Source organism: Selenomonas timonae (assembly GCF_014250475.1).
Classification (GTDB): domain Bacteria; phylum Bacillota; class Negativicutes; order Selenomonadales; family Selenomonadaceae; genus Centipeda; species Centipeda timonae.
This window is the reverse complement of the sequence record NZ_CP060204.1, coordinates 565,527-578,195: the sequence shown is the minus strand read 5'-3', so window position 1 is coordinate 578,195 and position 12,669 is coordinate 565,527. Positions and strand designations below refer to the sequence as shown.

At 59.3% G+C, this 12,669-nt stretch carries 9 protein-coding genes; 4 read left to right on the top strand and 5 right to left on the bottom strand.

What is annotated here, in order from left to right; genetic code table 11:
- The first annotated feature begins 1 nt into the window (after position 1).
- The 3 genes from amrS to H1B31_RS11360 all read left to right on the top strand — a co-directional run bounded on the left by amrS (position 2) and on the right by H1B31_RS11360 (position 5,744).
- Positions 2 to 841 (top strand): AmmeMemoRadiSam system radical SAM enzyme, encoded by an 840-nt coding sequence (gene amrS, locus H1B31_RS02665; protein ID WP_185980798.1) that lies wholly within the window; start codon positions 2 to 4, stop codon positions 839 to 841.
- A gap of 49 nt (positions 842 to 890) precedes the next feature.
- Positions 891 to 2,429 carry a WG repeat-containing protein gene (locus H1B31_RS02660; protein WP_185980797.1) on the top strand — a complete coding sequence of 513 codons (1,539 nt, stop codon included), beginning with the start codon at positions 891 to 893 and terminating at the stop codon, positions 2,427 to 2,429.
- A 360-nt stretch (positions 2,430 to 2,789) separates the two neighbouring features.
- Positions 2,790 to 5,744: an autotransporter outer membrane beta-barrel domain-containing protein gene (locus H1B31_RS11360; RefSeq protein WP_226372136.1), complete on the top strand. Its 2,955-nt coding sequence runs from the start codon at positions 2,790 to 2,792 to the stop codon at positions 5,742 to 5,744.
- Between the two features lie 171 nt (positions 5,745 to 5,915).
- Here H1B31_RS11360 and H1B31_RS02650 read toward each other — a convergent pair whose 3' ends face one another.
- The gene (locus tag H1B31_RS02650; protein WP_185980796.1) at positions 5,916 to 6,317 is read right to left on the bottom strand and encodes a hypothetical protein; all 402 of its coding nucleotides are present in this window, start codon (positions 6,315 to 6,317) and stop codon (positions 5,916 to 5,918) included.
- 137 nt (positions 6,318 to 6,454) lie between these two features.
- Between H1B31_RS02650 and H1B31_RS02645 the strand changes: the two genes are divergently transcribed.
- Positions 6,455 to 7,489 (top strand): threonine aldolase family protein, encoded by a 1,035-nt coding sequence (locus H1B31_RS02645; protein ID WP_185980795.1) that lies wholly within the window; start codon positions 6,455 to 6,457, stop codon positions 7,487 to 7,489.
- A 504-nt stretch (positions 7,490 to 7,993) separates the two neighbouring features.
- On the opposite strand, the gene mnmG is transcribed toward H1B31_RS02645, so the two are convergent.
- The 4 genes from mnmG to H1B31_RS02625 all read right to left on the bottom strand — a co-directional run bounded on the left by mnmG (position 7,994) and on the right by H1B31_RS02625 (position 12,591).
- On the bottom strand, positions 7,994 to 9,874 hold the full coding sequence (gene mnmG / locus H1B31_RS02640) for a tRNA uridine-5-carboxymethylaminomethyl(34) synthesis enzyme MnmG (protein WP_185980794.1): 1,881 nt from the start codon (positions 9,872 to 9,874) through the stop codon (positions 7,994 to 7,996).
- 266 nt (positions 9,875 to 10,140) lie between these two features.
- Entirely contained in the window at positions 10,141 to 10,617 is a 477-nt protein-coding gene (locus tag H1B31_RS02635; RefSeq protein WP_185980793.1) for a deoxycytidylate deaminase, read from the bottom strand.
- A 470-nt stretch (positions 10,618 to 11,087) separates the two neighbouring features.
- A complete protein-coding gene (locus H1B31_RS02630; RefSeq protein WP_009440738.1) occupies positions 11,088 to 11,765 on the bottom strand; it encodes an MgtC/SapB family protein in 678 nt (225 codons plus the stop codon).
- A gap of 346 nt (positions 11,766 to 12,111) precedes the next feature.
- Positions 12,112 to 12,591 carry a CYTH domain-containing protein gene (locus H1B31_RS02625; RefSeq protein ID WP_185980792.1) on the bottom strand — a complete coding sequence of 160 codons (480 nt, stop codon included), beginning with the start codon at positions 12,589 to 12,591 and terminating at the stop codon, positions 12,112 to 12,114.
- Positions 12,592 to 12,669 lie beyond the last annotated feature (78 nt).

Here is a 12,669-nt window from a genome sequence, read left to right as displayed (position 1 = left end):
AATGAACGCCGCCCTAGTGACCTGCCGCCTCTGCCCCCATGCCTGCCGCCTCGACGCGGGCGAGACGGGCTTCTGCCGTGCACGCGCGAACATTGGCGGCACCATCCGCCCGAAGAACTACGGGCGGCTGACCTCACTCGCACTCGACCCGATCGAGAAGAAGCCGCTGTATCACTTTCACCCCGGCGGCTTCATCCTCTCGGTCGGCAGCTTCGGCTGCAACCTTGCCTGCCCCTTCTGCCAGAACGCCTCCATCGCAATGGCGGACACCTCGATTGAGACGGAGAACGTGTCGCCCGCGCAGCTCGCCGCACTCGCCGAGGAGCTGCGGCATCAGCCGCGCGGCAATATCGGCGTTGCCTTTACCTACAACGAGCCGCTCGTCGGCTATGAGTACATCATGGACACCGCGCCCCTTCTACACGCGGCAGGGCTGAAGGTGGTGCTCGTGACGAACGGCATGATCTGCACGGAGCCGCTCGCGCGCCTCCTGCCGCACGTCGATGCGATGAACATAGATCTGAAGGCATGGCACACGGACACCTATCGGCGGCTCGGCGGCGATCTGGAGGCGGTGAAGTCGACCATCGCACGCGCCGTCGCCCACGGCGTGCACGTCGAGGTGACAACCCTCGTCGTCCCCACGATGAACGACAGCACCGAGGACATGGACGAGGAAGCGCACTGGCTTTCCACCCTCTCGCCCGACCTCCCGCTCCACATCAGCCGCTATTTCCCGCGTCACCGCATGAGCACACCACCAACACCGATTGCCGCCATCGACCGTCTTGCTGTCATTGCCCGCCGTCACCTGCGGCACGTCCATCGTGGGAACTGCTGAGCGAAGTATAAGTATTGTATAATGATATATTTTCAAAGGAGATGACCCCATGACAAAACACAAGAAGCTGCGCGGGATGATCGCCGCAACGACGGCGGCGGGTGTACTTTGTGCGATGCCCGCAGGATTTGCGGCAGAGGAACAGGCTGCACCCGCCGCAGCGCAGGCGATGTCCGCCGCGCAGACGCAGGTCGGCACCTCCACCCCTGCACTGCAGTCCTCCAAACCGATCGCCGTTGTCCGCGTGGGCAAGAAGTGGGGCGCCGTCGCCCCCTCGGGCAGCCTCACCATCCCGGCGGAGTACGATGAGATCGCCTCCTACTCAGCGGACGCGGTCGCCGTCCGCCAGGGCAAGACATGGGGCATCGTCCGCCTCGACGGAACGCTCATCGTCCCCGCCATCTACAAGACCATACAGCCGCTGTCTGCGGATGTCATCATTGTCAGCGACGCAAAGGACAAGGTCGGCGCGTACAATACGGCGGGCAAACAGATCCTGCCCGTCGAGAACCTCGCAGTCGGCTCATTCAACGATGGAATTTCCTGCGTACAGCGCCCCGACAAGAAGTATGTCTTCTGCCGCCGCGACGGCAGTCTGTTGACGAACGATGTGTACGATGCGGCGTATTCCTTCTCCGAGGGGCTTGCTCCCGTCAAAACACCAAGCGGGAAGTACGGGTTCATCGATACCACGGGGACGTTAGTCATTCCTGCCGCCTATGATTGGGCAGGCGGTTTTCAGGAAGGACTGAGCCGCGTCGAAATCAAGAAGAAGATCGGCTTTATCGACAAGTCCGGCACAATGGTCATCCAGCCGCAGTACCGCCCCGGAGACGTCTGGGACTTCCAGGACGGGCTTGCAATGGTGAAGGAAAAGAAGTACCGCGCATTTATCGACAAGACGGGCGCAAAGGTGATCCAGACGCGCTACAGCGACGTCATGCCGTTTGAGAACGGGCTCGCCGAGGTGCGCCGCGAAGTCAAGGTCGGACTGCTCGGCGGCTTCCTCACCAGTGCCGTCTCCTTTGCCACGGGCGTGCCGACGTTCGGGGTCGGTACCGATCTCATCGGCGAGAAGGTCAAGCGCGGCTACATCGACAAGACCGGCGCAGAGATCATCTCGACGAAGAACGACTACAACTCCATCTTCATGGACGGCGTTGCGCTTGTCCGCGTCAAGAGCAAATGGGGTATCGTCGATCGGAAGGGTGCTTACGTCGTCGAGCCGAAATATAAGGGCATCCACTTCTTCTATGACGATCGCGCGGCAGTGCAGGACGGCGACAAGTGGGGCTTTGTCGACCGTACGGGCACGGTCGTCATCGAACCAAAATACGACGAAGTACACGACTTCACCGACGGAATCGCCGCCGTACGGCAGGGATCAAAGTCCTTCTTCATCGACAAGACGGGACGCGTCCCCTTCCTCCTCCCCAGCACAGTCACGGAGATTGGAATGTTCAACGAGGGATTTGCACCTGTGAAGATAAACGACAAGTGGGGGTTTATCGACCACACGGGCACGGTCGTCATCCCGCCCACATACAACGAGGTGCGCACGCACCAGTACGAGACGGACCGTCTGTAACGGATACAGATGATCCTTTCAGGAAAAAATCATCTTTCTTCAATAACATTTAATGCGTCAAAATAGGACTGTATTGCGTCATATCGCACTACAGTCCTATTCGTTTGCGCGAAACTCTAAGAAATGCGAAACACATTGTCAAATATGCGTCTGCAGAACGGTTTGCACAAATGATCCGATTTGATATTTAATACTACGCCCACACTATCCGAAGAAGGCCAAGGAAGTCCCGATCCACCTCCTCCTTTTATCTCATTTACCCCCTCTATGGATTATGTTATGAAATAGATAGATAGGTTTTCGTTCATTTGTTCCAGATTAGTGTATAGGTGAGCGGGATTAGCGAAAGGAGTCAATTTTATGAGGAGCCACGGAAAACACACGCGCAGAGGCCTCGGCGCACTGATCGCGGCAGGACTGGTACTCGGAGGGACGAACGCATCTGCATCACCAATCGAGGACAATCATAATATCACGGTGACGGACGGTAGTCAGCGCGCGGTATACGGTGGAGATGCCGAGCTGCGGCACGATAACGGAGACGGCACGGCGTCGGCGAGCAGCAATACACTTACCGTGCGGAGCAATGACGAGCTCGGCTTCCTCGCAGGCGGCTGGGTCGAATATCAGCGCTACAATAACGCGACAGCGCCGGGCGCGACCACGCTCACGGCGAGCGGGAACACCGTCACGCTCACGACGGGGAAGACGACCCATCTCTACGGCGGCAATATTCGCGTTTATGCGACGCAGGGAGGTCCCGTCACCTATCGGACCAATGAGAATACAATTCTCGTTGATGCGGGAGGCACGCAGATCGGCGACCTCTACGGCGCGCACATCGAGCAAAAGGCTGCGGGTGCGGGTACGTCCTTTACCGCCGAGGCAAAGGGGAACCGCGTGACCAACACGGGCGGTGCGATCAATCACGCCGCCGCCGCCTCGGTCGATCTCATCGGAACGACTGCCACGCGCGTCAGCGTGACGGTTGATGACAACGACATCAGCGGCACGGGCGGCAAATACTCCTATGTGTTCGGCGGCGGCTTCGGCTCGATCAAAACGGACAGCGGCGTGGCGGAGACAATCGTCACGAACAACGATATCACGATCGACGGCGGCACGCTCACGCATGGATTCTCCGCGCAGGGCGGCTTTGCCCGAGCCGAGACGGGGAACGGCGCAGCAGAGGCGCACGCGGACGTGAACAGCGTCACTCTCAAGAATTTATTGAGTGACAACGGCGGCTACATCGGCGGCTCAGCCTATGCCAACGCCTCGGGCGCACGCGGGACAGCATCGGCAGATCGGAACGTCGTCACCATCACGGGCGGCAGCTATTTGGACGGGCGCAATGTCATAGGCGGCTCTGCAACTGTCCTGAACGGCGCGGGCACAAACCTTGCGACGGCAAACGCAAACCGCGTCACACTCAGCCCCACGAACGCCGCATGGAAAGAGATCAGGGGCGGTAGGGCGATTGCGAAGGGGATATCTGCCGCGTCCACGGCAACTGCGGACGGCAATATCCTGACGCTCAGCGCGGGCACCTTCGAGGAGCCTGTCTACGGCGGTGATGCGAGTGCCGCATCGAGCAGCAATACGGCAGTCGCTGCCGCAGAGAGCAATGAGCTCCATATCAGCGGCGGAAAATATGAGGACGCGATCTATGGCGGGCGTGCAACGACGGACGGCTCTGCGGGAACAACGGCGATTGCGCGCGGCAACATCGTCGAGATCTCAGGGGCTCCCGATCTCAGCGCGGCACACCTCCACGGCGGCGTGGCTACGGCGGCAAATGTGACACGGGAAAACAATGCACTCATCGTGCGCGAGACCAAGGGGATCACAGCCAAGAGCATTGCGGATTTTCAGCGGCTTGCGTTCTACGTGCCCGCAGGCATGACTGCGGACGACACAATGCTGCGCGTCACGGGGAGCACGAATACGAACCTCAACGGCGCCGCACTCGAGGCGTACATGCCGGGGAGCAGCACAGCGAACCGCCTCCGCCTCCTCTATACAGAGAACGCGCAGATCGATACGGACGCCGCGACCACGATGACCGTCTACGAGGGCGTCTCGGGACATCGAACGGCAAAGATGGGCGTAACGAACAATAAGAAGGAGCTCGTGGTGAAGGTCGACGGCAGCGCCATCGACGGGGGTACAACACCAACGCCGAATCCGAACCCGAATCCCAATCCGAACCCCAACCCGAACCCCAACCCGAATCCAAATCCAAACCCGAACCCGAACCCGAACCCGAATCCAAATCCGAATCCGAACCCAAACCCCAACCCGAATCCAAATCCAAATCCGAACCCCAACCCGAATCCCAACCCGAATCCAAATCCAACCCCCGGCAATAACGGATTTGTCCTGCATGAGAACACGAAGTCCCTTGCTGAGACCATGACGGGGACTGCCGCATTCCTCGGCGCGAGCGGCGATCTCATCGCGGGCGGCGGCATGACAATCGCCTCGGCAGAGGCTGCAGGAGCGAGCGGATTCGCCCCCTTTGCTGCCGTCGGCGGATCGAGCCTGCGCCACGAGACCGGTTCGCACGTCAACGTCCGCGGCATGAATCTCGCCGTTGGATTCTCCCGCGAGGTCATGCGCGGTGATGACCGCATCCTCTTCGGCCCCATCGTCGAGTACGGACGCGGCAGCTACGACTCCTACCTCGACGACGGCACCCATGGTGAGGGCAATACCCACTACGTCGGCGGCGGCGCCTTCCTGCGCCAGGAGAAGAAGGGCGGCATGTTCTACGAGGGCAGCCTGCGCTTTGGCCGCATGAGCACGGACTACGAGGCAGACCTTCCCGTCGGAGGGATCACGCGCCGCGCATCCTACGATACGGACGCGAACTACATCGGCGCACATCTCGGCGTCGGCCACACGGCAAAGGCCGCAAACGGCACCGAGCGCGATCTCTATCTCCGCTATTTCTACACGCGGCAGAACGGATCGAGCGCGACCCTCTCGACGGGCGACAGCTACGACTTCCACGCCGTCGAGAGCCACCGTCTGCGCACGGGCGCGCGTTGGACGATCCCACAGGGGAGCGGCGCGCTCATCCTCGGCACCTCCCTTCAGTACGAGTTCAAGGGCGATGCGGGGGCGACATACCACACGGGCGGCTTCTCCTACGATACGCCAAGCCCTTCGCTCAAGGGTCTCTCGGGCAGCCTTGAGCTCGGTTACCGCGCGAACCTCAGCAAGCGCGCCACCGCCGACCTCAGCGTCGAGGGCTGGGCTGGCAAGCAGCGCGGCGTCACCTTCAAGGCAGGACTGGACTGGAGATTCTAAAATATGCCGTAATGAAAAGCCTCCCCCGTGCGACACGGGGGAGGGGAACCGCGGAGCGGTGGAAGGGGCGCTTTGAGCGTCTGAACAACACGAACAAAAGCATAACGAAGGGGTGTTGCACGAAGTCGTTTTGACTCGTGCAACACCCCTTTTTTGCGGCAGTCCAAGATGCTAAAGCATCGCGCTGACGAGCCCTGCCGTTGCGACGGACGCCTGTGCCGCCTTTGACGCGAGCAGCGGATCCGCCGACTCCTCGAGCGTGTTCGGCTTCAGCTTTTCGATGCGCTCGGTGATGACCGCCTTGCCGCGTTCAGGGTGCGCGCCGCGCGTCATCGTCTGGGCGATGAGCTTATTCCCCTGATAGATCTGCGTGACAACCGAGCCGTCCGCGAGCACGCGCGTGATGACGGTATCGCCCTCCTCACGCTCACGTGCATCCGCAGATTTCGACTCTTTCAGATTTTGCAGCATTCGCGCAAACGTCTCATCGACCGCCTCTGTCTTGGATGCCTTCGTTTTTGCAGGCGCGTTCGCCGTAATGGCACGGCTGCCAAAGATTTTCTCCAGCTCCATTCATGTCCCTCCCTTCGCGCTTCCTGCCGTGAATTCTTTTCCTTACCATTTCTATCGGAGAAAAAGCGGTGTCCTTAACAATTTCCCTTGAATTTGCGCGGCTTTTTCGCTACTATAAAAATACAAAGGGAGGACATATGATGAATGGAATGCTTTCGTTCGGCTCGGACTATATGGAGGGCGCGCACCCGGAGATCCTGCAGCGCCTCATCGAGACGAACATGGATCAGACCGCAGGCTATGGACTGGACGAATACTCTGAGGCGGCGCGGGAGAAGATCCGCAAGATGTGCCGCGCACCGCACGCAGAGATTCACTTCCTGTCGGGCGGCACGCAGGTCAACCGCATCGTGATCTCGGCGCTGCTGCGCCCCTATGAGGGCGTCATTGCCGCCGATACGGGGCATATCACCGTGCACGAGGCGGGCGCAATCGAGTGCGGCGGTCACAAGGTGCTCGCCCTCCCGCACACGGACGGCAAGCTCACTGCACGCGCCATCGAGGAGTGTCTACGCACCTTTCACGAGGACGCAAACCGCGATCACATGGTGCGCCCCGGCATGGTCTACCTCTCGCATCCGACCGAGTACGGCACACTCTACACGATGGACGAGCTTGAGGTCATCAGCGCCATCTGCCGCGCGAATCGGATTCCGCTCTTTCTCGACGGCGCGCGGCTTGCATACGCCCTCGGCTGCCCTGCGAATGAGCTGACGCTCCCCGCCATCGCGCGCCTGTGCGATGCGTTCTACATCGGCGGGACGAAATGCGGTGCACTCTTCGGCGAGGCGGTCGTCTTCCCGAAATCTGATACCGTGCCGCACTTCTTCACCATCGTCAAGCAAAGCGGCGCGCTGCTGGCGAAGGGACGCGTGCTCGGCATCCAGTTCGACATGCTCTTCACGAACGGCCTCTATGAGCGCGGCGGCGCGCACGCGATCGCCATGGCTGACCGCATCCGCGCGGCGCTCACGGAGAAGGGCTATCGGCTCGCCTCCGACGCACCGACGAATCAGATCTTCCTCTCCCTCACCCCGGAGCAGCTCGCCCATCTCTCTGCACACGTCGCGATGGGCTTCTGGGAGAAACAGGGCGATACGACCGTCATGCGCATCGCCACGAGCTGGGCGACACGGGAGGAGGATGTGGAGAGGCTGATTGCACTGCTGTAAACCCGTACGAAGCGCCCCATTGAAAAGTGCAGAAATCTATGCTATAATCGTGATCGAAGCGAAAAGTGGAAAATGATCCGCAGGGGCGTGCAAGCCGCATTCTACCGCTATGATTTTCCAAAACGGCGCAGACCGCGCCGCACAAGGAGTAGAGGTGATCTGCCACGCGATTTTCCGTTCGGAGAGTGCGTTTCGGCAGCAAAATCAGCGCGAAAAACGGACGACTTTCCAAAACGGCTTCTCAGCCCAGATGGGACAAGGGCTGGGGACGACAGAGTCCCAACACATAGAATGCTGCGTGCGGCATTGAAACTAGAGATCCGCTCCAAATATGTTGCCATATCCAGGTCCCAACACATAGAATGCTGCGTGCGGCATTGAAACCTCTCCAAGTCAACGGCATAAAGCTTGGACTTCTGTCCCAACACATAGAATGCTGCGTGCGGCATGGGACAACAAAAAAGCACCTGTCCTACAAAGGCAGGTGCTTTTTATATGCTGAAATTATTGTGTCCGCCGCTCCTTCTCCAGATAAACGAGCAGGACGGAGATGTCGGCGGGCGAAACGCCGCTGATGCGCGCCGCCTGTCCGATGGAGCGCGGGCGGATGGCGGCAAGCTTCTCCGCCGCCTCGAGGCGCAGGCTCGTGATGGCGCTGTAGTCGAGCCCCTCGGGAATGCGGCGGCTCTCGAGACGCTCCATACGCGCGATCTGCTCCTGCTGCTTTTTTATATAGCCGTCGTACCGCGCCATAATCTCGACTTCCTCCTTGACATCCGCCGCAAGTGCGGGGAGGTCGAAGAGGGAGGCGAGCACATCATAGCGCCCCTCACGCGAAAGGAGGGCGCGGAGCGTCATCGGCACGCGCAGGGGCTGCAGTCCTGCCTCCGCAAGACGCGCCTCGGTCTCGGCGCTCGGGCTGAGTTTCGTACAATCGAGGAGGCGCAGGGTCTCCTCGATCGCATCCCGCTTCGCCGTAAAACGTGCCCACCGCTCATCGCTGACAAGGCCGATGGAGCGTCCCATCGGTGTGAGGCGCAGATCGGCATTGTCCTGCCGCAGGATGAGGCGATACTCGGCGCGGCTTGTCATCATGCGGTACGGCTCGTCCGTCCCCTTCGTCACAAGATCATCGATGAGGACGCCGATGTAGCCATCGCTGCGGCGCAGGATCAGCGGCTCCTCGCCCGTGATCTCCCGTGCGGCATTGATACCTGCGATGAGTCCCTGTGCCGCCGCCTCCTCGTAGCCGCTTGTACCGTTTGCCTGTCCTGCGGAGTAGAGTCCCGCAATGTGCTTGACGGCGAGTGTCGGAGTAAGCTGCAGTGGGTCAAGGCAGTCGTACTCAATGGCATAGCCAGGCCGCATGATGCGTGCGTGTTCGAGTCCCGGGATGGTCGTGAGGAATGCCTCCTGCACATCCGTTGGCAGGCTGGTGGACATACCCTGCACATAGATCTCATTCGTATGCAGTCCCTCAGGCTCGAGAAAGAGCTGATGGCGCTCCTTGTCCGGAAAGCGCGCAATCTTCGTCTCGACGGACGGGCAGTAGCGCGGTCCCACCCCCTCGATGACGCCGTTCGCCATCGGTGCGCGGTGGAGGTTCGCGCGAATGACCTCATGCGTCGCCTCGTTCGTATAGGTGAGGTAGCAGGGCGTCTGCTCCGCGCGCATCTCCGTGGTCAGAAAGGAGAAGGCGGGCGCGGTCGGATCGCCCTCCTGTACGCTGGTCTTTGTGAGGTCGAGCGTGCGGCGATCAACGCGCGCGGGTGTGCCCGTCTTAAAGCGCATGAGTTTCAGCCCGAGCGCGCGGAGCGAGTCCGAGAGCGCCATCGCAGGGCGCTGACCGTTCGGCCCGCTGTCGTAGATGGTCTCGCCGAGGATGATGCGCCCGCGCAGATATGTGCCCGTTGCAAGGATGACTGCGCGTGCCGTGATGCGCTCCCCCGTCTCGCAGAGAACCCCCGTGACGCGTGTTCCCTCTGCATTCCCCTCGGTGAGGAGCTGCGTGACGAGGAGCTGCCGCACATCGAGGTTCGCCGTATTCTCGACGGTTTCCTTCATGATACGTTGGTAGAGGAATTTGTCCGACTGCATGCGAAGGGAATGGACGGCAGGCCCCTTGCCTGTGTTGAGCAGGCGTCTCTGAATGCTCGCCCTGTCCGCCGCAATCCCCATCTCACCGCCGAGCGCGTCGATCTCGCGGACGAGGTGGCTCTTGCCGGGGCCGCCGACAGACGGATTGCACGGCATCATCGCGATATTGTCCAGCGAGAGTGTGACGATGAGGGTACGCCGAGCCATGCGCGCCGCCGCAAGCGCCGCCTCGACGCCCGCATGCCCGGCGCCAATCACGATGATATCATAATCTGTAGAGGTATTCACATCAGGATTCCTTTGGATTATATCACATAAAATATGTTATCTTTGTATTATCTCGATGTTTGATACGCTGTAATCATATTGCCATGCAGCACTCTACGCAAACCCTAGTGAAGCAAGCGGAGAATAGCGTTCGACTCGCCCCCTGCGGATTTCTTTCGTTCAAGCGAAGCGCGTTTAAGAAGTCCGCAGGTATTTAGGCGAACGAGAACGCGACCGCTTGCGTAACGAGGCGTTTGCGTAGAGTGCTGTTTGTGCATTCAGATCGTTTAACTCACAACCTCGAACTTCACCGGCACCTCGTCGAGATCCGTCTCCATGCGGCGCCAGCGAACGCCCGCAGAGTCAAACATCCGCTTGGAGATCTTCGTCGCCTCGGTCGCGGCGTACTTGTCCGATAGGTAGATGACCTCGCGGATGCCGCTCTGGATGATCGCCTTGCAGCACTCGTTGCACGGAAAGAGCGACACGTAGATACGGCACCCCTTGAGCGAGGTGCTCGCGTTGAGGATCGCGTTCAGCTCCGCGTGCACGACGTAGGGGTATTTCTGCTCGGCGAATTCGCCCGTCCGCCCCCACGGGTACTCTCTGTCGTCGCAGCCGTTCGGCATGCCGTTGTAGCCGACGCCGACGATGTGCTTGTCCTCGTTGACAATGCACGCGCCGACCTGTGTGTGCGGATCCTTGCTGCGGTAGGCGGAGAAGATGGCAACGCCCATGAAGTATTCGTCCCAAGAGATAATCATATCGGTTCCTCACTTGCACAACATATGTTCGTCTGTTATAATGGAAAAAGGCACTGCTATCAAATACGGTAGGCGGTTAGGCGTCCCTCATGGAATCAGCCACTCATCTTGACTTATCTTTTGTGCCCTCTCGTCGTCGACAAATCCTCCACATAGCCACCGCTATGCGTCTGGTTTGTCTCCTCGATAGGACAAAAAACCTAAGCCAATCTGAAGCGGCTTCACCCCATGAGGGACGCCTTTTCTCGCCCCCGAAAGGGGGAATATATATGGATACCTATGAGTTCCTATCATTTCTCATAGTATATACCATACTGATTCTATCAGTGAAAAGATAAATGAGAAAACCCCGCCTTGCGCTCCAAATCGTAGGCGGGGAATCTCTCTGTCATAGCGTTAGGGGCGGCCGCCCATCAGCAGTGCCCTTTTTCTATGCCTATTTTACTGCAAACGGCGGATTTCGTCAATCCTCACACGAGATCCACGCGCAGCACGCCGTCGATTTGGCGCAGGGTGTCTACAATAAATGTGGGCTTTAGATGCTCGCTGTTGTACACCTCGAAGTTGAGGTAGACGCGCCGCTCGCCGCCCGTCTCTGCCTCGTCCTCGTCGGTCTTCACCTTGACGCCGCGCGAGCGCAGGTGCAGATCCTCGATGCAGGCGCTGATGCGCATGATCTGCCCCGGCCGATCGACGGTATGGATGGAGAGCGAGAGCATGTGGTCGTGGTCGACCCACGCGTCGAGGCGCGAGAGATTGCCGAGGATCAGGAAGACGATTGCGGTTGTGACGCCCGCGCTGAGGTAGAAGCCCGCACCAACGGCAAGCCCAACACCTGCGACAACCCAGAGCGTTGCGGCAGTCGTGAGCCCCGTGACGGTCAGCCCCTCCTTCATGATTGCGCCCGCACCGAGAAAGCCGATGCCACTGACGACCTGCGCTGCGAGACGCGCGGGGTCAGCGTTCGTCCGCCCCTCGACGTTATCATAGAGCGCCTGCGACATGAGCATGATGAGGCAGGAGCCGAGCGCAACGAGCATATTCGTCCGAAGCCCCGCCGACTTGTGCCGCAACTGCCGCTCGTAGCCGATGATGCCGCCCATCGCGCAGGAGAGCACGAGGCGCAGGCAGATTTCCCATTCTTGCATTGGTAAAAATCCCTCTCTCATGTAGTAAATTGCTGAAATCCACAGCTCGAAAAAGTTATCCCCTGCTGTGTAGAACTCTGTGGATAAATTTGTTTAAAAGCCCGAAAAAGCCTTTATCAACAGTCTTTTACACAGTGTGCATAATTTTAGCGAACGATTTTTCAATTTCTGTGGATAATGTGGATAAAATAGTGGATAACCCCATATATTGGATGATTTTCTCCCTCAAATTCTATATTTTGTAGCATATCTTAGGGGATTTGTCCACAGCTTTGTGGAAATCTCCCGCAGATTTTTCCCCTGTTATCCTCATCGTTTTCCACAGTATACACAGAAAGGCACCGCCTCAATCTCCGCGCTCCTCCGCACTCCATATATTGTAGGGATGTGCGATCAGTGCGGAATTATAGTAGCGCTTTTCGCCCGTGACCTCCGCGCCCGCCCATGCAGGCAGGACGAAGGTCTCCACCTCAGAGGAGAGCTCGATCTCGGCGATGACAAGTCCCGCGTTCGCGCCGTGGAAGACGTCGACCTCCCAGACATGCCCCGCAACGGTCTCGCGGTAGCGCGTCTTCTCCACGAGCGGCTGCTCGCAGAGCGCAAGCAGCTCCCGCGCCTCCTCTGTGGGGATCTCATACTCGTATTCGAGCCGCGCCGCACCGTGCGTTTCGCTCTTGATCGTGAGGTATCCCTGCATACCTGCGATTCGGATTCGTACGGTTCGCTTCGGATCGCGCGAGAGATAACCCTGAGCCATTGAGATTCCGACGCCCGTCGGTCGGAAATCATCGGCAACCTTGAATTTTCGTTCGATTTCAACGCCCATGAAGCCGCGTCCTTCCTAGATTCTTATTGAAGTATACCTTGCATATTCCGCGCGTTTGCTATATATTATGTGATACTG

Bases quoted from the DNA above. Each gene is read 5' to 3' on its own strand.
- H1B31_RS02645 (WP_185980795.1), top strand. From the start codon at position 6,455: ATGATGAATGGAATGCTTTCGTTCGGCTCGGACTATATGGAGGGCGCG.
- amrS (WP_185980798.1), top strand. From the start codon at position 2: ATGAACGCCGCCCTAGTGACCTGCCGCCTCTGCCCCCATGCCTGCCGC.
- H1B31_RS02650 (WP_185980796.1), bottom strand. From the start codon at position 6,317: ATGGAGCTGGAGAAAATCTTTGGCAGCCGTGCCATTACGGCGAACGCG.
- H1B31_RS02625 (WP_185980792.1), bottom strand. From the start codon at position 12,591: ATGGGCGTTGAAATCGAACGAAAATTCAAGGTTGCCGATGATTTCCGA.
- H1B31_RS02630 (WP_009440738.1), bottom strand. From the start codon at position 11,765: ATGCAAGAATGGGAAATCTGCCTGCGCCTCGTGCTCTCCTGCGCGATG.
- H1B31_RS02660 (WP_185980797.1), top strand. From the start codon at position 891: ATGACAAAACACAAGAAGCTGCGCGGGATGATCGCCGCAACGACGGCG.
- H1B31_RS02635 (WP_185980793.1), bottom strand. From the start codon at position 10,617: ATGATTATCTCTTGGGACGAATACTTCATGGGCGTTGCCATCTTCTCC.
- H1B31_RS11360 (WP_226372136.1), top strand. From the start codon at position 2,790: ATGAGGAGCCACGGAAAACACACGCGCAGAGGCCTCGGCGCACTGATC.